The following is a 23,664-nucleotide window of genomic DNA, read 5'->3' as shown; positions in this document are numbered from 1 at the left end:
CCCCTACGGCTTCTCCTTGTCCCACACCCAGCTGCCCTTGTCGTCGCCGGGCTGCGTCGGCTTGGGAAGCCCGGGCTCGCCGGGTTCGTCCGGTTCGGTGCCGGTGGCCGCCGCCTGCGCGGCCCGTACGACGGGAGCGCCGTCCGGGTCCGGGGCATGGGTGGTCCCGAGTACCAGGGGCAGTGCCAGCGCGGCGATGGCTGCCGCGGTGCCGATGGCCGTCCGGAGGGCTCGCCCCGTGATGTGTGTCATCCTGCGCCTCTGTCTTCCTTCGTCGCTGGTCGGCAAGCGTGCGCCGAGCACGATCATGCGGACTGCGCCTGCCGGTGTCAGCAGTTCCCGGTGGCCTCAGGGGGACATGGCACCGTCATGCCAGCCACGCGTCGGGGGGCCGCACGGGCCGGCGGCCGCTCAGATACCGGTCGGGCTCGCACTCTCCGAGCACCCAGCCGGGCAGCAGGCCCGGCAGGCTCAGCCACCGGTTCCAGCCGCCCCGGGCCCGGGTCAGGGCGTCGTCCAGGGTCGCGGCCTCGACGAAGGTCATACCCACCAGACGCGAACCCCACCGGGCCATCGACACGTGGGCGATGCCCGGCTGCGGTGCGGTCCGGGTGCAGTGGGCGATCGCGTCGAGCTGCCGGTCACCGGGCATGCCGGCCGGCGGGCCGGGGCCGTCGGGGACGGCGGGTTCGGGTGAGGGCAGGAGAACGACCTTGACTGCGTACACCCGCCCGACCCTAGGCACGCGACGAGCCCCGCGCCGACGCCTGACGCCTGTCAGCCCCCGGTCATGGCAAGGAGCGGCCAGCGCACCCGGCCCGGCGCAGGAGTCGGCCGGTGCGTGCCCGGGGTCACAGCCAGCCGCGCCGTACGGCCTCCGCGCCCGCCTGGAACCGGCTCTGCACCCCGAGGCGCCGTTGCAGATCCGCCGTGTTGCGGCGGACCGTGCGCAGGGAGACCCCCATCTTTCGGGCGATGCCCTCGTCGGTCAGACCCGCCGCCAGCATCTTGAGCAGGGCCGTCTCCCGGTCGGTCGGCGCGTCCTCGGGGGCGTCCCGCGGCGCCGTGCCGAGCGGTCGCGCGCTCTCCCACACCAGGTCGAAGAGCTCCTCCAGCGCCCGCACCATGCTGGGGTAGCGGATCAGCAGGGCGCCCTTCCTGCTGTCGTCGGCGTCGATGGGGATCACGGCCGCCGTGTGGTCGCACAGGATCATCCGCATGGGCAGCGTGGGCACGGTCCGCGTCTCGCCGCCGACGGAGGCGAGCCATGTGGCGTACTCGACGGTCGCGGAGTCGTTGCGGACGCTGTCCAGGTAGACGGTCCGCATCCGCACCCCGCGCGCGAGGTTCTGTTCGTCCAGCGGCCTGCCCGCCTCGAGCGCCGCGGCGCTGAGCGCCCCGCCGGGCACGAACGTGCACACCTCGGTTTCGGCGCGGTGCGCCAGCTCCATCAGCCGCACGCGCACCGCGTCGACGCCTTCCAGCCGCTCCACCCCGCTGTCGCCGAGGCCCGTGGCGTGGGTCGCGTACTCGGAGGTGAGGGCGGCCAGCGCGGCCCGTTCCTGGGTCAGCCGGGCGCGCTGCTCGTCGAGTTCGGCCTCCTTGCGCAGCAGCAGCGGGGCGAGGACGACATCGGGGCTGACGGGAACGAACTGGTGGTCGGCTGCCTCGTGCAGCAGGGACAGCTGGGTGAGCCGGTCGAGTGCCGAGCGCACCTCGGCGGAGCTGAGGCCGGTCTCCCGGGCGATGTCCTCCAAGGTCCAGGACGGGTGCAGCAGCAGGGCCCGGTAGACGTCGTGGGTCGGCCCGTCGATGCCGATGGTCTCCAGCACGGTCGGTTCCCCCTGGCAAGGTCGGCGACTGGTCGGGTCAGGTGGGCCGACGGTACCCGAACTTCCGTACGGAACCGGAGGGATTGCTTCGCTGGCAGCCCCCGGCCATGGCCCCCGTGTGCCAGGTGACGGGGGCTCCCCGACGTGCCCGGCGGGCCTAGTGTCAAAGGCGCCGGGAGGCGAACAGGATGTTCCGCTTCTTCTCCGGGCTCGAGCGTCGCGCGCTGTCCGGCCGACAGTGAGCGACGTACGCCGGGAGGTGTCCCCGCGCGCACGGGGGTGCGGGGACGGGAACGGGGCGGGTGTCACAGGGGAGCACCCGCCCCGTTCCGTGTTCACGGCAGGGCAGCCGTCGGCCGGAGGCCGGCCGTCAGCCGGTGACCTTCTCGATGACGACCGTGCCCAGGCCGGCGGCGCTGCCGCGGGCGTTGACCAGCCGGACCTCACCGAAGAACTGCCGGCCCGCCGGACCGGCCGCCTTGACCAGGACCTCGGCGGAGACCTTCGCGGAGGCACCGCTCGCCAGCGACACCGTGGCGCCGGAGTCGACGTTCACCGAGCCCAGGGCGGAGGTGAAGTAGACGTCCTTGTAGGCGTACGTCGTCGAACCGGACGGCACGTCGTAGCCGTCGACCCGGATCGTGTAGGTGCCGGCGGCGGGCTTGGTCAGGCTGACCGACTCCTCCGAGTCGCCGTCGGCGGACTGGCCGACCGTCACCCCGTCCTTGAGGACCGTCAGGTCGAGGTCGGCGCCCTGGTCGGAGACCTTGCCGATGGAGACGTCCAGCCGCTCCGCGCCCGCGGGCACCTCGACCGTCGTGGTGCGGACGGCCTGGTGGCCGATGGTCGGCGTGCCGAGCGCGGCCGAGCCCAGCGAGCCGCCCTCCAGCTTGCCCTCGAGGGCCGCGAAGCCGTTGGTCACGGTCCAGTCGGCGGCGACCGGGGTGCCGGTCTTCGCCTCGGGGACGGTGGTCACCGCCGGGTCGAAGGCGGCGCCGAGCACCGACACGTCCAGCGTGAACGGGTTGTCGAGGTGGGGCGAGGTGCGCCGCGACTCGACCTCGATCTCCCAGACGCCCGGCTGCGGATCGGTGTAGGTCCGCAGGTCGGGACGGCAGGTGTTGGGGCTCGACGGCGAGGAGTAGTTCGCGTAGCAGTAGATCGTCGCGCTGTCCTCGACCGGGACACCGAACGGGTGCAGGGAGATGAAGCGCGTCTGGCTCTGGTCCTTCAGACCGCCGAGGGCGACCTCCAGGGTCTTGGCGCCCTCGGGCACCGTGACGAAGTACGAGGTGCTGCTGTTGCGCTGCACCGAGGAGGAGGCGGAGAAGGAGTACGACGGCTTCGCCAGCTCGTGCGCGGCGACGACCGTGGTGAGGATCTGCTTGTCGACGCCCTCGGTGCGCTCGTCGTCGGCCTCCAGGATGGCGCTGTGCACGCCCGCGGTCCGCGCCCGGGCCTGGACCTTGACGGTGACCGGCTGGTTCAGCGGCAGCACGACCTCGTCGTCGCCGAGGAGACGGAAGGTGCCGTCGTTGTTCTTCCAGTCCAGCTCGTGCCGCAGCGGGCGGTCGGGTCCGCTGGTACGGGTGACAGTCACTTCGTACGTCTTCTTCTGACCGGCCTTCAGGCCGCCCTCGCGGTCGTAGAGGCCGGTGCCGAAGCCCGGGGTGGCCAGGTGCTGTTCCATCGCGGTGTCGACCGGGGCCTTCACCGTGTAGGCGTGCGCGGTGGCGCGGTCCTTGATGGCGTCCCAGGCCTGCACGATCCGGATCAGGCCGGCGCCCTGCTCATGCGCCTGCACGCCCTTGATCTGACGGGCGGTGCTAGTCAGCGCGGTGCGCAGGGTCAGCGGGGACAGGTCGATCTTCCGCTGCTCGGCGGCCGACAGCAGCAGCGCGCTCGCGCCGGCGGCCTGCGGGGAGGCCATCGAGGTGCCCTGGAGCATGCCGTAGCCGGGCGGCAGCGTGTAGCCCGCCTCGGCGACCGGCGCGCCGGGCGCCCAGGTCTGGATGGTGTTGACGGCCGCGCCCGGGGCCGAGAGGGTCGGGGCGAAGCCGCCGTCCTCGCGGGGGCCGCGCGAGGAGAACGGCATCATCGCGTACTTCTTCTCCACGACGGAGCCGTAGTTGGCGGCCCAGGTCTCCCTGGAGACGGAGGCGCCGACGGAGATGACCTTGTCGGCGAGCGAGGGGTCGCCGATGGTGTTCGTGCCGGGGCCCGAGTTGCCCGCGGAGATCACCAGCTGGACGCCGTACTCGTCGATGAGCCGCGTGTAGAGGCGGGCGCGGGCGTTGTTGCCGTCGTTCAGCGGCGGCAGGCCGCCGATCGACATGTTGACGATGTCGACGCCGCGCCTGGTGACGAGGTCGATCATGCCCTCGGTGAGCGCGATGTTGGTGCAGCCGCCGCTCCACGTGCAGGCGCGGGACGAGACGAGCTTGGCGCCGGGGGCGGCGCCGTTCATCTTCCCGCCGAACAGGCCGTTGGCGGCGGCGATACCGGCCACGTGGGTGCCGTGCCGGCCCGTGATGACGCCGATGCTGACGTAGTCCGCCTTGTCGCCGGCCGCGTTGTAGGGGACGTCCTTGCGGATCTCGACGACGAAGGGGATCCGCTCGGCGATCGGCGTGTCCGGGTTGTCCGTGCCGAAGTAGCCGATCTGGAAGCCGTCCTTGTACGGCTTCATCGCCTCGTTGTCGGTGAAGTCGCCGTCGGCGTCGAGGTCGACGCGGGCCGTGCCGGTGGCCGGGTCGTACAGCACACCCCACACGTCGGTGGTGTCGCCGTCGCGGTTCAGGTCGCCGGCCATGTCGCCGCCCCGGGTCGCCGACTCGGCGAACGTCCGGAACTTGAACGAGCCCTCGGGCGCCTGCCACGTCCTGCCCCCGGCGGTGAACACCGGGCCGGTCACCGCGGTGGTCATCTGCAGCCACGTGCCGTCCCGGTCGGCCACCGGGTCGGTGGCCGTCACCCAGTCGGTGATCTTGCGCTCGCCGGTGGTGGTCTTCTGCAGGGCGGGGTGCGCGATGTCGACGCCGGAGTCCAGGATGCCGATGGTCACGCCACGCCCGTCGTACGTGGGGTGGTCCGCCACGAAGGAGACGGCGCCGGTCTCGAAGGACGGGTTGTACGGGTTCGCGGCCGGTGTGGTCTTCCCGGGTGCCGCATACCCCGCACCGGCCGCCGAGGAGTCCTGGGTGCCCTTGGCTCCCGTGGCGTCCGGGGTCGGGTCGTCCAGTTTGATCTCCTGCTTGAGGTCGATCCCCTGGACGGAGGAGAGCTTCTGGGCCGCCGCGATGGCCTTGTCCGCCCGCGCGGTGGGGACGGTGGCCCGGACGTAGCCGAGCTTGTCGACGGTCTTGCCGACCAGGCCGCCGTCGACCGCGTCCAACTGCTCGGCGACCTGTTCGGTCTTCCCGGGCGCGGTGGCGATCATCATCGTGACGTTCTTGTCGCCGTCGGCCTTGGCCTCGGCGAGCAGGTCCGCGTCGTCGGAACCGAGCTTGTCGTGCGCGGACTTGACGTCCCGGTCGGCCGGGGCGGTGGCGGACGGGTCGTCGGCGGCGAAGGCCACGGGTATCGGCCCGGCCGCGCAGAGCGCGGCGACGAGACCGGCGGCCACGGCGATGCGCGCCACGCGTCTCGTGCCCGGTATCGGGTCGCGCTGGGGGGTGAGGGTCATCGGCATCCCTTGGAGTAAAGGAACGAGCGGTGAGCGACCGGGTCCGATCGGTCCTGGCCGCGACGGTCCGGAACGAGGTCCCGGACGACCGCTCAGCTTTACCCAAGGGGCGATTGTTTGGGGAGTGTTGACCCAATCGCAATGGATGTATGGGGAAAACCCGCTATCCCCTTTGGGGAGATGGGCCCCGAAGGCGACAAGTCGCCCATGACCGCCACACCCGGGGTGAAGCCCCCGTCAGGCGTCCTTGGTCCGTGCGTAGTGGCGGGACGCCTTCGCGCGGTTTCCGCAGGCCGCCATGGAGCACCAGCGGCGGGTGCCGTTCCGTGAGGTGTCGAAGAAGTGCAGGATGCACGCCTCGTGGGCGCAGCCGCGGATCCGGTCGGGCGCGGTGGCCAGCAGCTCCAGGTAGTTGCGGGCGGCCAGCCAGGCGGGTCCCCAGGTGTCGTCCCCGAACTCGGCCCGCTCGCCGGGCCCTTCGGCGGTGAGCGTGGCGCGGATCCGCCCGTGCGCGAGGACGGCGTCGACGGGCCCCGCGCCGTCCTCCAGGGACCCGTCCACGGCCTTCAGCAGGGCGTCCCGCGCCTGAAGGGTGTGCCGCAGGGTCGTCGCGTCGGCGGCGAAACGGCCGTCGAGCCCGTTCGCGGCCAGCCACACCGCCAGCCCGTCGGTGTCGGCGAGCAGATCCCGCACGGCACCCTCCTGCATCCACCGCGTGTTGAGCAGGTCGAGGGCGAGGGGTTCGCCGGTGAGCGGACGCGGATCGTGCGCGGCGGACATGAGGGCTCCCTTCCGGTCTAACCAGTAAAGAGTACGTCACCGGTTGACGGCCTGGTCGTCTAACCGCTAACGTGCATGACAACGGTTAGATCAAATTGAGATCAAAGGGAACTTCAATGACCTTGCGCACCGGCCACATCGGCCTCAACGTCACCGACCTCGACCGCTCACTCGCCTTCTACCGGGACGTCCTCGGCTTCGCCCTGATCGGCGAGGGCAAGGAGGAGGGCAGGCGGTACGCGTTCCTCGGCGACGGCAGCCGCCTGGTGCTCACGCTCTGGCAGCAGGCGGAGCGGCCGTACGCCGCCGACCGTGCGGGGCTGCACCACCTCGCACTCGAAGCCGACTCGATCGAGCAGGTCAGGGAGTACGAGTCGGCCCTGCGCGCGTACGGCGTCGACTTCGCGTACGACGGTGTGGTCGCCCACCACGAGGGCGCGGCCTCCGGCGGCATCTTCTTCCACGACCCCGACGGCACACGGCTGGAGATCTCGGTGCCGAGCGGAGCACAAGGCGCGTCCGCGCCCAGTGAGTCGGCTCCGACCTGCGGGTTCTTCTAGACATGAGCGTGTACCACAGTGGCTCGCGGGCGGTGCAGGACCGGGTCGGCGTCCGCGCGGCCGCCGACCACGTCGGCCGGTCCATCGGCCAGGGCATCAAACCGGTGGCCGCGGCCTTCTTGGAGCTCCAGCCGCTGCTGGTCCTCGGCGCCGCCGACCCGGCGACGGGCCGGGTGTGGGCCTCCCCGCTCACCGGCACGCCCGGCTTCGTCCGGGCCACCGGCCCCCGGCAGATGTCAGTGGCGGGCGGCGTACGGCCGGCCGACCCGCTCGCCACGGCCTTCACCACCGAGGGCACCCCCGTGGGCACCATCGCTCTCGACCCCCGCACCCGCCGCCGCATGCGCCTCAACGGCCGGTTCCGGCCCACGGCCCGGGGCTTCGCGGTCGAGGCCGGCCAGGTGTTCTCCAACTGTCCCAAGTACCTGCAGAAGAGACAGTCGTACGAGACCGTCGACCGGACGCCCGGCCCGCCGCGGCGCGGTACGGAACTGGTCGCGGAGCAGGCCGGGTTCGTCGCGGCGGCCGACACCTTCTTCATCGCCACCGTGCGCGACGGCGGCGCCGACGCCAGCCACCGCGGCGGCAACCCCGGCTTCGTACGCGTCGACTCACCCCGCGAGCTGAGCTGGCGCGACTACCCGGGCAACGCCATGTTCCTCACCCTCGGCAACCTGGCGGCGGACCCCCGCGCGGGCCTGCTGTTCCTAGACTGGACGACGGGCAGGGCCCTCCAGCTCACCGGCGAGGCGCGCACACGGTTCGCCGCCGACGGGGGGCGCCGGGTCCGCTTCACCGTCACGGAGGTCCTCGACACGCCGGGCGCGGTGCCGCTGCGCTGGTCCGCGCCCGAATACTCACCTGCCAATCCGGACCCGGCCGGTTAACGTCCCGGTGTGCGGAGGAAGTTGAGGGTGGCGGCCTACGCCGTGTGCGTACGGGACGGACAGAGCCTGCTGGCCCGGTCACCGGCGCCCGACGGCACCCCCGAGTGGGTGCTGCCGGGCGGCGGCACGGAGCACGGCGAGGATCCCTACGACACCGTGCGGCGGGAGGTGGAGGAGGAGACCGGGTACCGCATCGAGGTCACCGGGCTGCTCGGCGTGGACTCGTCCCACCGGACGTTCCCCGGCCGCTTCCCCCGGCGTACCGTCGACCATCACGGCGTCCGGCTCGTCTACGAGGGCCGGGTCGTCGGCGGCGAACTCCGCAACGAGGTCGGGGGCTCCACCGACCTGGCCGCCTGGCAGGACCTCGACGCGGTACCCGGCCTGGTCCGCGTACGGCTGGTCGACATCGCCCTGCGGCTGTGGCGGGAACGGCCCGCGGCCGGGCGTCCGACAGCCGTCGAGGAGTAGGTCCGGAAGCCGTCCGGAACAGGTCCTGTACCCGGGAAAATGAACGCGGAGTGACCGCTTCCCGGCCGTCCCGGGAGCGGCCGTCGACGCGCTGGGTAGTCCAAGATCCACGTACGGTGATCGGCGCTGCGCGTTGCCGCCACGTTTACGCGCAGGTCATCCCCGGTGCCAACGATCCAGTACGAGCGGGATGTTCGCGAGTCGAACGCCCCGCGACCACTGCCGACGCGTTCGCACTCGGGGAGAGAAGCGCATGTCGCGCACACGCTCAGTCGCCGGTTCCGCACTGGGGATCCACCGTCGTTCCGTCCTCGCCGCCACCGGAGCGGTCGCCCTGTCCGCGGGCGTCGGCTACGTCCTGCGGCCCAGCGACAGCCAGGCCGCCACCGGCACCGCCGCCTCCGAGGTGCACGGGTCCGTGCTCGCCTCCTCGCGGCAGGCACCGGCCGCGCCGCTCGCCCCGTACACCAGGGGCACCACCCTCGCCTCCGTCGCCGCCGCGCGCGGCAGCTCCGGCTACCGCCGCCTCGGCGCCGGCCCCGGCTGGAAGCGGGTGGTGCGCGGCGAGCTGGCCGCGCCCAAGTCCGGCCGCGCCGGCCGCCGTACCGCGCTCGCCGCGTTCGTACAGCTCACCGACCTGCACCTCATCGACGCCCAGCACCCGCTGCGCCTGGAGTACCTGCGCTCGACCGACGTGCGCGCCTGGCGGCCGCACGAGGCGCTGACCGTGCAGGGCGCGATCGCGCTCGTGGAGCGGATCAACGCGCTGCGGGGCGCCCCCGTCACCGGTGCCCCGCTGCACTTCGCCATGACCACCGGCGACAACACGGACAACAACGCCAAGTCCGAGCTGGAGTGGTTCCTGACGGTCATGAGCGGCGGCCGGATCACCCCCAACACCGGGGACCCCCGCCAGTACGAGGGCGTCCAGAACAGCGGCCTGAAGCTGTACTGGCAGCCCGACGCGGCCGTGCGCGACGCCGACAAGCAGCTCGGCTTCCCGCACCTGGACGGCTTCCTGAAGGCGGCCATCCGCGAGGTGCGCAGCCCCGGCCTCAACCTGCCCTGGTACTCGACCGTCGGCAACCACGACTCCATGCCGCTCGGCTGCTACGCCTCGCACGGCGACTCCTACCTCACCGAACTCGCCATCGGCGGGAAGAAGCTGATGAGCCTGCCCGCGGCCGAGGCGAAGAAGCTCCAGGACGCCATCAAGAACGCCAAGGACCCCAGGGGCGTCCAGTACGCCGGCTTCCTCAAGGCCCACGCCCGCGCCATGCGCTCGGTCACGCCCGACGAGCAGCGCGCCCCCTTCACCCCCGCCGACTACCTCAAGGCCCACCTGGACCCGGCCCACCGGGGCCTCGGCCCGGTCGGCCACGGCTACTCCAGTGCCAACCTCGACGCGGGTACCCAGTACTACGCCTTCCGCATCGCCGACGACGTCATCGGCATCAGCCTCGACACCACCGACCCGGGCGGCCACTACGAGGGCTCCATCGGCACGGCCCAGCTGAAGTGGCTGGAGCGGACGCTGCGGCAGAACAAGGACTCCTACGCCATCGTCTTCAGCCACCACACCAGCAAGACGATGCGGAACACCCGGCCGGACCCGGCCCGCCCGGGCGAGCGCCGCCACAACGGCCAGGAGGTCCTCAACCTGCTCGGCCGGAACCGCAACGTGCTGGCCTGGATCAACGGCCACATCCACCGCAACGTCATCACCCCGCACGCCGGGTCCGGCGGCCGCTCCTTCTGGGAGATCTCCACCGCCTCCCACGTCGACTACCCTCAGCTCGCCCGCGTCATCGAGCTGGCCGACAACAAGGACGGCACGCTGTCGCTCTTCACCACCCTCGTCGAGTCCTCGGCCCCGCACCGCACGGACTTCACCGACCTCTCCCAGACCGGCCTCGCGGCCCTCTACCGCGAGCTGTCCCTCAACGCCCCCGGAGCCCGCCAGGACCTGGCCGGCGACCCGGAGGACCGCAACACGGAGCTGGTGCTGAAGAAGGGCTGAAACAGGCTCAACCGCCCCACGGGGCATCACCGTTCCCGCACGAGGAGGGGCCGCCGGGCGACCCCGGCGGCTCCTCCTCTCCCCTCCTGATGCCGAACCGGTCCGTCATCACCGGGGCAGCACCACGACATGCGCGGCCGGGTCGCGGTCGCCGGACGCCATCAGGGCCGTACGGACCACCGTGGCCTGCTGTTCCATCGCGTCACGGAGCTTCTTCGGGGTGATGTGGACGACCGTGATGCCGAGGCGTTCCAAGTGCTCGCGCTTGCGGGCGTATTCCGACCACAGGGCGTCCTCCTCCTGCCTGAGGCCCGGACGGGGTGCCCGGGTGTCCAGCTCCACCGCCACCGCCTGGTCCGGCCAGTAGGCGTCCAGGCCGCCGAGGTACGGCCCGCCGGGCAGGCGCAGGTCGACGTTCCAGACCGGGTCGGGCAGGCCGTACTCGCGCACCATCAGGTACAGCCGCTCCTCCGAGATCGCCCGGCCCTCGGCCAGCAGCAGGTCCACCGCGTCCACCACGTGCGGCCGGCTCAGCAGCCGTGCCTGGGTCAACTCCCTCACGACGGCCGACGGTTCGCAGTGGCCGCCGCGCACTGCCTCCGTCATCAGCCGGTGCACCGCGCCCGCGTCCTCGAGCCCCGCCACCGCGTCGGCGAGCGCGCGCGGAACCGGGGCCACCGGCAGGCCGGTGACCTGCTCCGGGGCGGGCAGTGCCGCGGTGCGCACGATGCGCGCGCAGCCCGTCGAGCGCAGCCGGCGCAGCCGCGGGACCAGGACGTCGATGGTGTCCAGGGACGGCAGCGGGGGAGCGGAGGCGAAACCGTGCAGGGTCAGTGCGGCCAGCCCGGTGATCATCACGTCCGCGTAGCCGGGGCCGGGCGCCCCGTCCGCGCCGGGCTGGGCCGGAACCCCGGTGCCCCGCTCCCGCGCCGCGTACAGCAGCACTGCGTGCAGCCGCTCCTCGCTGGTCGGCGGGCCGGGGTGGAACAGGACGACGCCCGGGAGGAGTTGCTGCCAGGGGCCGCCGGGGCGGCACTGCTCGTTCGTCTCTGCGGTCGTCATGCCGTGCGAGCGCAGCTGCGCGACCGTCATGACCCGGCGCCGGCCGTCGGCCAGGTGGTGGAGGGGGCCGGGGAAGAGCGGGGTGTTGTGGTTCATGGCCCCGAATTTCCCGCGCCCGGCCCGTCCCTTAACCCCTGTTACACGCCTGTCGACAAACAAGGACAAGCCAGCACTAAAGGACGCGTGTTCGGTTGCCGAAAACCCCTGGTCCGTTCTGGTGCGGGCCAGGGGTTACGGCCTCATTGCCTGAATTTCGTAACGGTCACCGACGACCCAAGCTCAGGCCAAAGCTGCTGGTCAGCGGGCCGCGGCCGCGGCGGACAGGTCGCACGCCTGTCCGCGCAGCGCCCGTGCGAGGTCGTCCCGGGCCTCCAGGACCAGACGGCGCAGCGCCGGCGCCGCGTCCTCGTGGGCGGCCAGCCAGGCGTCCGTCGCGTCCAGCGTCTCCGGGGAGTCCTGGAGCGAGGGGAACAGGCCCCGCACCACGTCCATGCCGATCTGGATCGACCGCTCGGTCCACACCCGCTCGATCGCCGCGAAGTACTTCGGCGCGTACGGCGCGAGCAGCTCCCGCTGCGAGGCCTGTGTGAAGCCCGCGATCGTCGCCTCGACCAGCGCGTTGGACAGCTGGTCGGACTCCACGACCTGCGCCCACGCCTGCGCCTTGACGGCCTCCGAGGGGCGGGCGGCCAGGCAGCGGACCTGGTGGCGCTTGCCGGACGCGGTGTCGTCCCGGGCCAGTTCGGCGGCGAGCACGGCCTCGTCCGCGACCCCGTGCGCGGCCAGCGGCTCCAGGAACGCCCAGCGCAGCTCCTGGTCCACCTCCAGCCCGTCGATCTTCGCCGTGCCGTCCAGCAGCCCCCGCAGCAGCTCCAGGTCGGCGGGCGCCGACGCCACCGTCGCGAAGAACCGCGCCCACGCCAGCTGCTGTTCGCTGCCCGGCTCGGCGGCCCGCAGCTCCCGCCGCGCACCCTCCGCCAGCAGCCGCCCGCCCGTCTCCCGCCACTGGGGCGCCACGTAGTGCACCAGCGCCGAGTTCGCCCAGGCGTGCAGCATCTGCAGCACCCCGATGTCCGACTCGCGCCCCGCGAACCGCAGCACCAGGTCCACGAAGTCCCGCGCCGGCAGCAGCGCGTCCCGCGTCATGTTCCACAGCGCCGACCAGCACAGGGCGCGGGCGAGGGGATCGGTGACCTCGCCGAGAGACGCACGCAGCGTCTCCAGCGACGTGGCGTCGAAGCGGGTCTTGCAGTACGTCAGGTCGTCGTCGTTGACCAGCACCAGCTCGGGCGCGTCCGCACCGGCCAGTTCCGCTACGACCGTCCGCGCACCGTCGACGTCCACCTCGGCGCGCGCGTACCGCTCCAGCGCCCCTGCGGCGCCCCGCCGGTACAGGCCCACCGCCACCCGGTGCGGCCGCAGCTCCGGGTGGTCCGCCGGGGCAACTGCAGCGGCTTCCTGGAGAACGGCGAGCTCATCGACACGCCCCTCCGCGTCCAGCAGCACCTGCGGCGTCAGCGAGTTGAGGCCCGCCGTCTGGAGCCAGGACCGCGCCCACGCCCCCATGTCCCGCCCGCTGGTCTCCTCCAGCACCGACAGCAGGTCGCCCAGGCGCGTGTTGCCGTACGCGTGCCGCTTGAAGTAGCGCCGGGCGCCCTCCAGGAAGGCGTCCTGGCCGACGTACGCCACCAGCTGCTTCAGCACGGAGGCGCCCTTGGCGTAGGTGATGCCGTCGAAGTTCAGCTTGGCGTCCTGCAGGTCGCGGATGTCCGCGGTGATCGGGTGTGTGGACGGCAGCTGGTCGGCCCGGTACGCCCACGCCTTGCGGCGGTTGGCGAAGGTGATCCAGCCGTCCTTGAAGCGGGTCGCGCCGACCAGCGAGAAGGCGCCCATGAAGTCGGCGAAGGACTCCTTCAGCCACAGGTCGTCCCACCACTCCATGGTGACCAGGTCGCCGAACCACATGTGCGCCATCTCGTGCAGGATCACGTTGGCCCGGCCCTCGTACGAGGCCCGCGTCACCTTGCCCCGGAAGATGAACTCCTCCCGGAACGTCACCAGCCCCGGGTTCTCCATCGCGCCCAGGTTGTACTCGGGCACGAACGCCTGGTCGTACTTGCCGAAGGGGTACGGGTAGTCGAAGTGGTCGTGGAAGAAGTCCAGGCCCTGCTTGGTGACCAGGAAGACGTCCTCGGGGTCGAAGTGCGGCGCGAGGCCCTTGCGGCACAGGGCGCCGAGGGGGATCTCCAGCCGCGTGCCGTCCGGGAAGACCCGTTCGTAGGTGTCCGTGACGTAGTGGTACGGGCCCGCCACCACGCACGTGATGTACGTCGAGATCGGCTTGGTCTCCGCGAACCGCCACACCCCGTCGGCGCGTGCGCCCACGCCGTTGCTCCACACCGTCCAGCCCTCGGGCGCCCGCACCTCGAAGCGGAACGGGGCCTTGAGGTCCGGCTGCTCGAAGTTCGCGAAGACACGGCGGGAGTCGGCCGGCTCGTACTGCGTGTAGAGGTAGACCTCGCCGTCCTCCGGGTCGACGAAGCGGTGCAGGCCCTCGCCGGTGCGGGAGTAGGCGCACCGGGCGTCGACGATCAGCTCGTTGTCGGCGGCCAGGTCCTCCAGCAGGATCCGGGAGCCGTCGAAGACCTGGCCGGGGTCCAGATCCCGGCCGTTGAGCGTGACGGCCGTAACACTCGGCGCGATCAGGTCCGCGAAGCTGCTCGCGCCGGGCTCGTTGCAGCGGAACCGGATCGTGGTGACCGAGCGGAAGGTGCGCGGCTCGTCGCCTTCCTGCCCGCCGACCGCGGACCGCAGGTCGAGGGACACCTCGTACCCGTCGACGGACAGCAGGGCGGCCCGCTCCCGGGCCTCGTCGCGGGACAGATTCTCACCGGGCACGGGCGGCACTCCCTCGAATGTCGTGCGAATGTCGTGGACGGACGGCTGAACAGGACCGATCCTGCCACGCGCTTTTGACACGGGGCAGCCGGGAATGGGACGGGCGCGGGGGATGTTGCGAGTTCAAAGACCGCCCTGGCCGAGACCGCCCTGGCCGTTTTTCGGTGTCCGATACCCGATTCCCGAGGAGAAGCATGTCCGAGAGCGCGACCGCGTCCGGCAAGACCCCCGTCGACTTCTGGTTCGACCCGCTGTGCCCCTGGGCGTGGATGACGTCCCGGTGGGTGCTGGAGGTGGAGAAGCTGCGGGACATAGAGGTCCGCTGGCACATCATGAGCCTGGCCGTGCTGAACGAGGACAAGATCGACGAGCTGCCCGAGGAGTACCGGGAGATGCTCGCCACCACGGCGTGGCAGCCGGTGCGCGTGGTGACGGCGGCCTGGCAGAAGCACGGCGCCGAGGTCCTCGGCCCGCTCTACACCGCGCTCGGCACCCGCTTCCACAACAACGGCGAGGGTCCGACCCTGGAGGCGATCGCCGGCGCGCTGGCGGACGCCGGTCTGCCCGCCGGCCTCATCGACTACGCCGAGCAGGAGGACTTCGAGTTCGAGGCCGAGCTGCGCGCCTCCCACAAGGAGGGCATCGAGAAGGTCGGCCAGGAGGTCGGCACCCCGGTCATCGCCGTGCCCGGCCCCGACGGCGAGCAGATCGCGTTCTTCGGCCCGGTCGTCACGCCGGCCCCCAAGGGCGAGGAGGCCGTCCGCCTCTGGGACGGCGCCCTCGCCGTGGCCTCGGTCCCCGGCTTCTACGAGATCAAGCGCACGCGCACCAAGGGCCCGGACTTCAGCAACCTGTAGGGGTCACTTAGCGGCGGCGGCCGGAATCCGGAGCTCCTCCGGAAGAAGGCCGCCGTCGCTCTGCTTGTCCCAGGGCTGGTACCACCGGCAGCCGACGGCCGTGCAGCGCCACAGGTCATGGGTGTAGGGATGTTTCTCCTTGACCGCCGCCCTCTCGCTGTCGTCGAGCTTCCTGAACACCTGCATGCTGCGACAGGTCCGGCAGTTCTTGTCCCGGAAAAACATCAGCCCTCCTGGCCATCACCGCCTGGCCAGCACCGCCAGGTCCGGGAAGTCGGTCACGACCGCGTCGACTCCCAGCTCGTAGTACAGCGCGTACTCCGCGAACGCGTCCCCGAAATCGGTCGCTCCGGTACCGCGCCGGAAGTCCGCCGGCAGGAACTGGTTCTCCGCGCGGAAGGTGTACGGGCCCACCCGCAGGCTGGCCGCGTGAGCGTCCGCGAGGAGGGAGGTGCCGAGGAGCGACGACTTGTCCGGGCCGATCCAGTGCGCGTACGCGGCGATCCGCGCCAGCCCCGCCGGGGTCATCATGTCCTTGTACGTCGTCGGATCCCCGGAGGACACCAGGTCGTACGGCCCACCCGTGGTGCCCAGCGCCTGCCACAGCGGCACGCCCAGCCGCTCGGCCGCGATCCGCTTCAGGCTCGTCGGCTCGAAGGACTGCACGACGCACTCGCGCGGGCCCAGCCGGTTGCGCCGGATCGCGGCCGCCAGCTTCGGCTCCAACGCCAGGCCGATCGACCGGAAGTACGTCGGGTGCTTGGTCTCCGGGAAGACGGCGATCGTCCGGCCGTACGCCTTCGACAGCCTGCGCGCGAGGTCGACCACCTCCTGGAAGGTGAGCACCTCCTCGCGGCCGTCGAACACGGTGTTGCGGTTGCGGACCTGCGGCAGACGTTCCACCGCCCGCAGCGTCTTCAGCTCCGCCAGCGTGAAGTCCTCGGTGAACCAGCCCGTCACCGACCGTCCGTCCACCGTCTTCGTCGTGCGGCGGTCCGCGAACTCCGGGTGTGCGGCCACGTCCGTCGTCTGCGAGATCTCGTTCTCGTGCCGGACCACCAGCACATGGTCCTTCGTCGGCACCAGGTCCGGTTCGATCCAGTCGGCGCCGGTCTGCACGGCGTACGTGTAGGAGGCCGCCGTGTGTTCGGGGCGCCAGCCGGCCGCGCCACGGTGGCCGATGACGAGCGGGCGACGCGGCCCGCCGGCCGCCTCGGCGGTCGTCGTGGTGGTCGTGGTCGTGGTCGTGGTCGTCGCGGCCGCCGCGTTCGTCGCGGGCACGACCGCGGCCGCCGACGTGGCAGCGGCCGCGAACAGGACGGATCGGCGTCTCGGGTGCTGGGCGGTCATGCGCATCCCCTTCTGCGGTCGGGCGGTCGGCGTCCGATGGTGGGCGTGCGGGGCGACGTGCGGATGGCCGTGAGGTGAAGGGCGCGGGGCGCCGCGGCCCGGGGTCAGCGCCGCGCCCGTTCCCGCGCCTGGGCCAGTCGGTCCACGTGCTCCTCGTACCCCTTCGCGTAGTACGCCGCCCGCGCGCCGTCCGGCTCGACGACCGTCGTCGGCCGCGCCCACGCCTGAGCGTCCAGCGCCACCCCGTGGCGCTCGGCCGCCGCGAGCACCGCGCCCCGCGCGCCCACCTCGCCCTCGACGACCCTGAGCGGCCGCCCGAGGACGTCGGCGAGCAGCCGCATCCAGGCCGGGCTGCGGGTACCGCCGCCGCAGACGGCCAGCGTCCCGGTGAGCCCCGCCGCCTCCAGGCAGTGCCGGGCCGCGTAGCCGATGCCCTCGCAGGTCGCCCGGACCAGATCGGCGCGGGTCGACTCCAGCGAGACGCCGGCCAGTTCGGCCCGCAGACGTGGTTCGACGAAGGGCGCCCGCTCGCCCGAGGGCGCGAAGTACGGCAGCACCCGCACCCCGTGCGCCCCCGGCGGGGTGCCGGCCAGCAGCCCGTCGACCTCCTCGTGGTGGACGCCCGTCGTCGACAGCACCCAGTCCAGCGCCGCCGTACCCACCATCGCGGGCATCGCGCGCAGCCAGTGCCCGGGGCGGTCGGTGCTGATGTACAAGCCGGCCGGTTCGCCGGTCAGGTCGAGATCGGTCGTCGCGACCAGGCTGGCCAGACAGGTGCCGACGATGAGGAGCCCGTCCCCGGGGGACGTCACCCCCGCTCCCAGCGCGCAGGCCGGCAGATCGTACGGCCCGTTCGCGATCCGCGTCCCGGCCGGCAGTCCCTCGCCGCGCGTCCGGGCCGTCGCGAGCGGATCGCTGACGGGAGCGAGGAGGCCACGCCGGTGGGCCAGCCCCAGCAGCTCGACGACCCGGTTGTCGTACGTCCGCGTGCGCGGGTCGAGGAACGGCATCGACGCGTCCGACACATCCGTCGTCGGACCCGCCCCCGTCAGCCGCTGGAACACCATGTCCTTGCAGTACAGGGCGGCCTTCGCGGCATCCAGCGCCTTCGGTTCGTGGCTGTCCAGCCACGCCAGCAGCGGCCCCGGACACCCCGGGAACAGCGCGCTCCCCGTCCGCCGGAACACCGTCTCGAAGGTGCCGTCCGCCAGCCACCGGTCGACCAGTTCGTGCGCCCGCCCGTCCATCCAGGAGGCCGCCGGCCGCACCGGCCGCCCCTGCGCGTCGACCAGCCACACCCCGTCGCCCTGCCCGGTCAGCCCGGCCAGCTCCACCGGCTCCGGCACCCGCGAGGTCAGCTCCTCCAGCACGGCGACGACCGCCGCGTACACCTTCTCCATGTCCTGCTCGACGAACCCGTCGTGCAGGGTGAGGCCCACCGGGCGCGCCGCGACGGCCAGTTCACGGCCCGAGCCGTCGAAGGCGGCGGCCTTCACCATGGACGTGCCCACGTCGATACCGACGTACATGCCAGCTCCTCCCGGTCGTCACGTCAGGCAGTGGGCCAGCCGCTCCCCGCGCACCCAGCGCCCCACCTCCGCCGCGGCGATCCGCGCCGCCTTCTCGGCCACCGCGCGCGACGCCCCGCCCAGATGCGGGGTGAGCACCACCCGGTCGGCGAACCCGAACAGACGTGACCCCGCCGGGACCGGCTCTCGCGCGTACGTGTCGAGCGCCGCCGCCGACACCTGCCCGCTCTCCAGCGCGTCGCACAGCGCCTCCTCGTCCAGCAGCGGGCCGCGTGCCGCGTTCACCACGACCGCGCCGCGCGGCAGCAGGGCCAGCTCGCGGGCGCCGATCAGGCCGCGGGTCTCGGGGGTGAGGCGGGCGTGCAGGGTGATGGCGAGGGAGCGGCGCAGCAGCTCCTCCAGCGAGGCCACGCGCAGCCCGTGGATGTCGCCGTGCACGTACGGGTCGTACACCATCACCCGCGCACCGAAGGCGCACAGCACGCGCGCGACCCTGCTGCCGACCGCCCCGTAGCCGACCAGCCCGACGGGCAGGTCCTCCAGCTCCAGGCCGCTGTGCTCGTACGTGTAGTACGCCGCCCCCTCCCAACTCCCCTGCCGGGCCAGCAGGTCGTGGGCCTGGGGGATGCGACGCAGGGCCGCCAGCATCAGGCCGAGGGTGAACTCGGCGGTGGCGGCGGCATTGCGGCCCGGCGCGAAGCACACGCGTACGTCACGGTTCTTGGCGGCGTCCAGGTTGACGTTGACCGGGCCGCCTCGGCACACCACGACCAGGCGCAGGTCGGGGCAGGCGGCCAGGACCCGTTCGGTGACCGGGCCCATCTGCGTGACCAGGACCTGCGCCCCGGCCAGCGCCTCGATCAGCTCGTCCTCGGCGTCACTGGCCTCCTGCACCTCGGCCACCGGGCCGAACGGCTCCAGGGGCCAGCCGAGGGTCAGTTCCCTTACGTCGACGGCCTGTTCACGCAGCTCGTCGCCGACCGCCCGCGCGATCAGCGACGGCAGGACGAAGTGGTCACCGGCGGCCACGACACTCAGCTGGTCGGTCATCGCAGGGAGTCTCCCGTCTCGGCGTCGAAGACATGGGTGTGGTGGGTGTCGGCGGCGACGTGCACGCGCTCGTCGGGGGCGAGGCGTACCTCCGGGTCGGTGAGGACGACCAGGTGCCGTGCCACGCCGTCGAGGGCCAGGGTCGCGATGCCCGCCTCCAGGAGGGGCTCGTGGGCGACGACCCGGGCGGGCAGGCCGTCGGACGCGAGCCGGAGATCCTCCGGGCGGATCCCGACCACCACCTCGCGCCCCTCCGTCACCGGCACCGGCAGCGCGACCCGCACGGAGCCCGAGAGGCGGGCGTGGCCGTCACCGGTGACGATCCCCGGCAGCTGGTTGATCGCGGGCTCGCCGACGAAGTCCGCGACGAAGACGTTGGCCGGGCTGTCGTAGATCTCGTACGGGGTGCCGAGCTGCTGGATGACGCCGTCCTTCATCACGGCGATCCGGTCGGCGAGCGAGAGGGCCTCCTCCTGGTCGTGCGTGACCAGGATCGTCGTGTGGCCCAGGTCCTTCTGGATGCGTTTGAGTTCGCGGCGGGTGGTGTCGCGCTGGGCCGCGTCCAGGTGGGAGAGGGGTTCGTCGAGCAGGAGGACGTCCGGTTCGCGGATCAGGGCACGGGCGAGGGAGACGCGCTGTTTCTGCCCGCTGGACAGGCCGGCCGGGCGGGCGTCGAGGAGGTCGGTGAGGCCGACCCGCTCGGCGATCTCCGTCACCTTGCGGTCGACGTCCCCGCGGGCCGCCCTCCTGCGGGCCTTCAGCCCGAACGCCAGGTTCTCCGCCACCGTCAGCGGTGGATACAGCGCGTAGTTCTCGAAGGCGACCCCGACGTTCCGCCGCTGTGCCGGCCGCTCCACCACCGACGCCCCGCCGACCAGGATGTCCCCGGCGGTCACCGTCTCCAGCCCGGCGATCATCCGCAGGGTCGTCGACTTGCCGCACCCCGAGGGACCGAGCAGCCCCAGCAGTTCCCCGGACTCCAGACTCAGGTCGAGGCCGCGTACCGCGTCCACCGCCGGACGCCCCCGCGACCGGTAGGACTTGCGCAGGTCTCGTAACTCCAGTGCCGTCATCGCCGCCCTCCGTGGTCACGTGCCGCCGCTGGTCGCGCACACCTCGTAACGCACCTTGTGCTCGTCCAGGTCCCGCAGCGCCTCCGCCGACGCCCCGTCGTCCACCAGGAGCAGGTCGAAGCGGGACAGCGGGACGACCCGGTGCAGGGCGACCCGGCCGAGCTTGGTGTGGTCGATCAGCAGGATGTTCCGCGCGGCCGAGTCGAGCATCGCCCGCTTCACGGACACGATGTGCTGTTCCTGGTGGTACGCGTAACCCCCGTGCAAGGCCGACGTCGACGCGAAGCAGACGTCCACTCGCAGCTGCTCGATCGCCTCCACGCAGGACACCCCCAGGAAGGAGGAGTGCAACGGGTCGTAGTCGCCGCCTAGCGCCATCAGATGGATGCCCCGCTGGTCCGCCAGCAGGTTGATCGCCTCCAGGAAGTTGGTGACGACCGTGAGCGGGGTGATCTCGCCGAGCCGGAGCCCGCGGGCTATCTCCAGGGTGGACGTCGAGTCGTCCAGCATGATCGCCATGCCGGGCTCTATCAGCCTGAGCGCCTGCTCGGCGACGGCGGCCTTCTCCCTGCGCATGGTCTTCAGCCGGTACTGCACGTTCGACTCGAACACCCCGGACGGCTGCGCGGTCACCCCACCCCGGAACTTCCGTACGATCCCCTGCCGTTCGAGCTCGTCGAGGTCCCGGTGGATGGTCATCAGGCTCACCCCGAACCGCTCGGCGAGCTCGGCCGCCGTCGCCGAACCGTCGGCCAGCACCTGCTCGGCCATGGCGGCCTGCCGGGCCGCGGGTCCCTGCTGTGCACCACTGCTGCTCATCGCGGGCTCTTCTCGATCCGTCGTCCTGGGCGCTTTGGCCGGTCGGCCTCGAACAGCAGCAGGTTCTCAGGCCGGACCGTCAGCCGGACCGGATCGTCGGGACGCAGACGCGCCGCGTCGGCCCGCGGCGCGACCAGCGACACGTGCTGCGCGCCGAGCCGCACGGTGACCTCGACGGAACGGCCGAGGACCTCGGTGACATAGACGGTGCCGGTGAGCTCGTGTCCCGGGCCGGTGAGGGAGATGTCCCGGGGACGTACGCCGATCAACACCTCCGTGCCCGGGGACGCCTCCGCCCCGATCGGCAGCTCCACCGTCCCGTCCGCCGACCGGAACCCGCCGCCGTCGGTGACGGTCCCCGGCAGCAGATTGATCCGCGGCCGTCCGAAGGCCCGCGCGACCTCCGTGTCGTACGGCCGGTACCAGATCTCCTCCCGCGTGCCCGTCTGCACGATCCGGCCGTCCCGGATGACCCCGATCCGGTCGCCGAGCGCCAGCGCCTCCACGGAGTCGTGGGTGACGTACAGGGTGGTCGTGCGCTGCACCGCCCCGATCGCCTTCAACTCGGCCCGCATCTGCTGGCGCAGCTTGGCGTCCAGGTGGGAGAGGGGCTCGTCGAGGAGAAAGGCGCGGGCGGGCCGGACCAGCACCCGGCCGAGGGCGACGCGCTGCCGCTGACCGTTGGACAGCTGACCCACCGGCCGGTCCAACAGGCCGCTGATGCCGAGGAGTTCGGCCACCGCGCCGATCCGCTGCCGGGCCTCGGTGGCGGGCAGACGGTGGCGGGGCGAGCGCAGCGGCGAGGCGAGGTTGTCGTACGCCGACCGGTGCGGATAGAGGGCATAGCTCTCGAAGCACATCGCCACACCCCGGTCGTACGGTTCGACGCCGGTCATGTCCTCGCCGTCCAGCTCGACCGTGCCGGAGTCGGGCGGTTCCAGCCCGGCGACGGTCTTGAGGGTCGTCGTCTTGCCGGCACCGGACGGGCCGAGCAGGCAGAAGAACTCGCCCTCGGCCACCTCCAGGTCGAGCCCGTCGAGGGCCACCGTCTTCCCGTACGTCTTCCGTATCCCCCGCAGCCCGATCACGACTTGACCGCCCCGAACGACAGCCCCCGCACCAGATACCGCTGGATCGTCAGCGCGAGCAGCAGCGGCGGTACGACGGACACGAGCGCGGCGGCGGCCGTCAGGTTGTACTTGGGCCGGTCCCCGCCGAGGAAGGACAGCGCGCCCACCGTCACCGTCTGGGCCTCGTTGGAGGTGAGGATCAGCGGGAAGACGAAGTTGTTCCAGGCGAAGATGAACGCCAGCAGCGACACGGCCGCGATGCCGGGCTTGACCAGGGGCAGGGCGACTTTGAAGAACGCCTGCTTGCGCGTGTAGCCGTCCAGCAGGGCCGCCTGCTCCAGCTCGGGGGTGAGGTCCGCGAAGTACGACCGCATGATCCACACGACCAGCGGCAGCGTGACCAGTTGCAGCACCCACACCATGCCGACGTACGTGTCGAACAGCCCCAGCTTCTGGTACAGCACGAACAGTGGGATGATCACGGTGAGTTCGGGCGCGAAGCGGAACGACAGCAGCGTGAACATCAGGTTCTCGGAGCCCTTGAACCGCCACCGCGCCGAGGCGTACGCCGCCGGCAGCCCGACCACGAGCGACAGCGCCACCGCCCCCACCGACACCACCAGGCTGTTGACGAAGAACCGCACGAACGGGATGCCCTCGCTGTCGCCGAGGACCGTCCGGTAGCCGTCGAGGGTGGGGGAGAAGGAGAAGTACGTGCTGAAGAGCTGGTTCGCGGGCTTCAGCGACAGGATCACCATCCAGGCGATCGGGAACAGGGCGAAGACGAAGTAGAGGATGAGCGCGGCATCCGCCAGCCACCCCACCAGGCGTTTCCCACCGGTCACTTGACCACCTCCGCGGCCCGCCGCTGGATCCGGCCCAGGTGCCGCACCAGCACCATCGCGGCGAGGTACACCACGGCCCACAGCACGATCGTGTAGCTGATCCCGAAGGAGTAGCGCTGGAAGCGGATCGCCTCCAGGTAGGCCCGGATCTGGAGGACGACGGTGGAGTCGCCGGGCCCGCCCTCGGTGAGGGCGTAGATGATGTCGAAGACCTTCAGCGAGTCCATGAACCGGAAGATCACCGCGACGAGGACGTACGGCCACAGCATCGGCAGCGTCAGCCGCCGGAACGTGTACCACCAGCCCGCCCCGTCCACCGCCGCCGCCTCGAAGGGCGACGTGGGCAGCGACCGCAGCCCGGCCAGGGCCAGGATCGCCACGAACGGCGTGTAGACCCACACGTCGACGGCGATGGACGACAACAGCGCGCCGGTCGGCGTGTCCGTCCACTGCACGTCACCGAGCCCGAAGGGTCTCAGCAGGTGGTTGACGACCCCCACCGACGGCTGGAGCATCAGCTTCCACATGATCGCCGCGATCACCGGGGCGATCATCAACGGCAGGATCAGGATCTTCTCCAGGATCCGTCCGACGAGGCTCGACCGGTGCAGCAGCAGGGCGACGGCCACGCCCAGCACGGTCTCGACGGCGGCGGCTCCGACCGCGTACAGCACGGTCACCCAGGCCGAGTTCCAGAACGCCTCCTGCGTGAAGACGGTCTGGTAGTTCTCGAACCGCACCATGTCCGGCTGCGGTTTGCTCGCCGAGAAGTCGAACAGCGTGTAGTACAGCCCGAGCCCGAAGGGATAGAGGATCCCGCACGTCAGCAGCAGGGCCGGGACGATCAGGACGTACGGGCGCAGTGCGAGCCGCACG

At 71.9% G+C, this 23,664-nt stretch carries 21 protein-coding genes; 5 read left to right on the top strand and 16 right to left on the bottom strand.

The genetic code is table 11. The features are described 5' to 3' along the window. Positions 1-3 precede the first annotated feature (3 nt). From ACYVMZ_RS04480 to ACYVMZ_RS04460, 5 genes are all read right to left on the bottom strand, one after another. A complete protein-coding gene (locus tag ACYVMZ_RS04480) occupies positions 4-252 on the bottom strand; it encodes a hypothetical protein (protein WP_461075607.1) in 249 nt (82 codons plus the stop codon). Between the two features lie 115 nt (positions 253-367). Then, on the bottom strand, positions 368-727 hold the full coding sequence (locus ACYVMZ_RS04475) for a hypothetical protein (RefSeq protein WP_461075605.1): 360 nt from the start codon (positions 725-727) through the stop codon (positions 368-370). Between the two features lie 124 nt (positions 728-851). After that, the gene (locus ACYVMZ_RS04470; protein WP_461075603.1) at positions 852-1,832 is read right to left on the bottom strand and encodes a LuxR C-terminal-related transcriptional regulator; all 981 of its coding nucleotides are present in this window, start codon (positions 1,830-1,832) and stop codon (positions 852-854) included. A gap of 370 nt (positions 1,833-2,202) precedes the next feature. Next, positions 2,203-5,517 carry a S8 family serine peptidase gene (locus tag ACYVMZ_RS04465; protein ID WP_461075601.1) on the bottom strand — a complete coding sequence of 1,105 codons (3,315 nt, stop codon included), beginning with the start codon at positions 5,515-5,517 and terminating at the stop codon, positions 2,203-2,205. A 237-nt stretch (positions 5,518-5,754) separates the two neighbouring features. Further along, entirely contained in the window at positions 5,755-6,297 is a 543-nt protein-coding gene (locus tag ACYVMZ_RS04460; protein WP_461075599.1) for a CGNR zinc finger domain-containing protein, read from the bottom strand. A gap of 116 nt (positions 6,298-6,413) precedes the next feature. Here ACYVMZ_RS04460 and ACYVMZ_RS04455 point away from each other — a divergent pair, with 116 nt between their 5' ends. The 4 genes from ACYVMZ_RS04455 (at position 6,414) to ACYVMZ_RS04440 (ending at position 10,235) form a co-directional block, all read left to right on the top strand. Beyond that, positions 6,414-6,857 carry a VOC family protein gene (locus ACYVMZ_RS04455; RefSeq protein WP_461075597.1) on the top strand — a complete coding sequence of 148 codons (444 nt, stop codon included), beginning with the start codon at positions 6,414-6,416 and terminating at the stop codon, positions 6,855-6,857. A gap of 2 nt (positions 6,858-6,859) precedes the next feature. Next, positions 6,860-7,744, top strand: coding sequence for a pyridoxamine 5'-phosphate oxidase family protein (locus tag ACYVMZ_RS04450; RefSeq protein WP_461075595.1), 885 nt, complete (start codon positions 6,860-6,862; stop codon positions 7,742-7,744). A gap of 27 nt (positions 7,745-7,771) precedes the next feature. Beyond that, positions 7,772-8,215: an NUDIX hydrolase gene (locus tag ACYVMZ_RS04445; RefSeq protein ID WP_461075593.1), complete on the top strand. Its 444-nt coding sequence runs from the start codon at positions 7,772-7,774 to the stop codon at positions 8,213-8,215. A 253-nt stretch (positions 8,216-8,468) separates the two neighbouring features. Continuing rightward, positions 8,469-10,235, top strand: a complete 1,767-nt coding sequence (locus ACYVMZ_RS04440) for a TIGR03767 family metallophosphoesterase (RefSeq protein ID WP_461075591.1) — start codon at positions 8,469-8,471, stop codon at positions 10,233-10,235. Positions 10,236-10,343: 108 nt separating this feature from the next. Here ACYVMZ_RS04440 and ACYVMZ_RS04435 read toward each other — a convergent pair whose 3' ends face one another. Further along, complete coding sequence (locus ACYVMZ_RS04435; protein ID WP_461075589.1) at positions 10,344-11,393, bottom strand: hypothetical protein; 1,050 nt, start codon at positions 11,391-11,393, stop codon at positions 10,344-10,346. 201 nt (positions 11,394-11,594) lie between these two features. Beyond that, complete coding sequence (gene pepN, locus ACYVMZ_RS04430; protein WP_461075587.1) at positions 11,595-14,195, bottom strand: aminopeptidase N; 2,601 nt, start codon at positions 14,193-14,195, stop codon at positions 11,595-11,597. Positions 14,196-14,389: 194 nt separating this feature from the next. Here pepN and ACYVMZ_RS04425 point away from each other — a divergent pair, with 194 nt between their 5' ends. Further along, positions 14,390-15,052: a mycothiol-dependent nitroreductase Rv2466c family protein gene (locus ACYVMZ_RS04425; protein ID WP_461075585.1), complete on the top strand. Its 663-nt coding sequence runs from the start codon at positions 14,390-14,392 to the stop codon at positions 15,050-15,052. Between the two features lie 3 nt (positions 15,053-15,055). Here ACYVMZ_RS04425 and ACYVMZ_RS04420 read toward each other — a convergent pair whose 3' ends face one another. From ACYVMZ_RS04420 to ACYVMZ_RS04380, 9 genes are all read right to left on the bottom strand, one after another. Continuing rightward, a complete protein-coding gene (locus ACYVMZ_RS04420; protein ID WP_461075583.1) occupies positions 15,056-15,277 on the bottom strand; it encodes a hypothetical protein in 222 nt (73 codons plus the stop codon). Positions 15,278-15,292: 15 nt separating this feature from the next. Then, complete coding sequence (locus ACYVMZ_RS04415; protein ID WP_461075581.1) at positions 15,293-16,402, bottom strand: glycerophosphodiester phosphodiesterase family protein; 1,110 nt, start codon at positions 16,400-16,402, stop codon at positions 15,293-15,295. A gap of 104 nt (positions 16,403-16,506) precedes the next feature. Continuing rightward, on the bottom strand, positions 16,507-17,931 hold the full coding sequence (locus ACYVMZ_RS04410; protein ID WP_461075579.1) for an FGGY family carbohydrate kinase: 1,425 nt from the start codon (positions 17,929-17,931) through the stop codon (positions 16,507-16,509). 18 nt (positions 17,932-17,949) lie between these two features. Beyond that, positions 17,950-18,981: a 2-hydroxyacid dehydrogenase gene (locus ACYVMZ_RS04405; RefSeq protein ID WP_461075577.1), complete on the bottom strand. Its 1,032-nt coding sequence runs from the start codon at positions 18,979-18,981 to the stop codon at positions 17,950-17,952. Continuing rightward, positions 18,978-20,054, bottom strand: coding sequence for an ABC transporter ATP-binding protein (locus ACYVMZ_RS04400; RefSeq protein WP_461075575.1), 1,077 nt, complete (start codon positions 20,052-20,054; stop codon positions 18,978-18,980). The genes ACYVMZ_RS04405 and ACYVMZ_RS04400 overlap by 4 nt, the downstream gene beginning before the upstream one ends. Positions 20,055-20,069: 15 nt before the next feature. Then, positions 20,070-20,873, bottom strand: coding sequence for a DeoR/GlpR family DNA-binding transcription regulator (locus ACYVMZ_RS04395; RefSeq protein WP_461075573.1), 804 nt, complete (start codon positions 20,871-20,873; stop codon positions 20,070-20,072). Beyond that, the gene (locus ACYVMZ_RS04390) at positions 20,870-21,961 is read right to left on the bottom strand and encodes an ABC transporter ATP-binding protein (RefSeq protein WP_461075571.1); all 1,092 of its coding nucleotides are present in this window, start codon (positions 21,959-21,961) and stop codon (positions 20,870-20,872) included. Before ACYVMZ_RS04390 ends, ACYVMZ_RS04395 begins: the two co-directional genes overlap by 4 nt. Further along, positions 21,958-22,788: a carbohydrate ABC transporter permease gene (locus tag ACYVMZ_RS04385; RefSeq protein WP_461075569.1), complete on the bottom strand. Its 831-nt coding sequence runs from the start codon at positions 22,786-22,788 to the stop codon at positions 21,958-21,960. The genes ACYVMZ_RS04390 and ACYVMZ_RS04385 overlap by 4 nt, the downstream gene beginning before the upstream one ends. Continuing rightward, positions 22,785-23,663 (bottom strand): carbohydrate ABC transporter permease, encoded by an 879-nt coding sequence (locus tag ACYVMZ_RS04380; protein WP_461075567.1) that lies wholly within the window; start codon positions 23,661-23,663, stop codon positions 22,785-22,787. Before ACYVMZ_RS04380 ends, ACYVMZ_RS04385 begins: the two co-directional genes overlap by 4 nt. Position 23,664: the final 1 nt, after the last annotated feature.

This window comes from Streptomyces deserti, from assembly GCF_054782695.1.
This window is presented reverse-complemented; position numbering and strand designations above follow the sequence as displayed.

Coding starts and splice junctions, on each gene's coding strand:
- ACYVMZ_RS04410 (WP_461075579.1), bottom strand. CDS start 17,931: ATGTACGTCGGTATCGACGTGGGCACGTCCATGGTGAAGGCCGCCGCC.
- ACYVMZ_RS04460 (WP_461075599.1), bottom strand. CDS start 6,297: ATGTCCGCCGCGCACGATCCGCGTCCGCTCACCGGCGAACCCCTCGCC.
- ACYVMZ_RS04455 (WP_461075597.1), top strand. CDS start 6,414: ATGACCTTGCGCACCGGCCACATCGGCCTCAACGTCACCGACCTCGAC.
- ACYVMZ_RS04425 (WP_461075585.1), top strand. CDS start 14,390: ATGTCCGAGAGCGCGACCGCGTCCGGCAAGACCCCCGTCGACTTCTGG.
- ACYVMZ_RS04465 (WP_461075601.1), bottom strand. CDS start 5,517: ATGACCCTCACCCCCCAGCGCGACCCGATACCGGGCACGAGACGCGTG.
- ACYVMZ_RS04400 (WP_461075575.1), bottom strand. CDS start 20,054: ATGACGGCACTGGAGTTACGAGACCTGCGCAAGTCCTACCGGTCGCGG.
- ACYVMZ_RS04450 (WP_461075595.1), top strand. CDS start 6,860: ATGAGCGTGTACCACAGTGGCTCGCGGGCGGTGCAGGACCGGGTCGGC.
- ACYVMZ_RS04405 (WP_461075577.1), bottom strand. CDS start 18,981: ATGACCGACCAGCTGAGTGTCGTGGCCGCCGGTGACCACTTCGTCCTG.
- ACYVMZ_RS04440 (WP_461075591.1), top strand. CDS start 8,469: ATGTCGCGCACACGCTCAGTCGCCGGTTCCGCACTGGGGATCCACCGT.
- ACYVMZ_RS04420 (WP_461075583.1), bottom strand. CDS start 15,277: ATGTTTTTCCGGGACAAGAACTGCCGGACCTGTCGCAGCATGCAGGTG.
- ACYVMZ_RS04435 (WP_461075589.1), bottom strand. CDS start 11,393: ATGAACCACAACACCCCGCTCTTCCCCGGCCCCCTCCACCACCTGGCC.
- ACYVMZ_RS04395 (WP_461075573.1), bottom strand. CDS start 20,873: ATGAGCAGCAGTGGTGCACAGCAGGGACCCGCGGCCCGGCAGGCCGCC.
- ACYVMZ_RS04415 (WP_461075581.1), bottom strand. CDS start 16,402: ATGACCGCCCAGCACCCGAGACGCCGATCCGTCCTGTTCGCGGCCGCT.
- ACYVMZ_RS04480 (WP_461075607.1), bottom strand. CDS start 252: ATGACACACATCACGGGGCGAGCCCTCCGGACGGCCATCGGCACCGCG.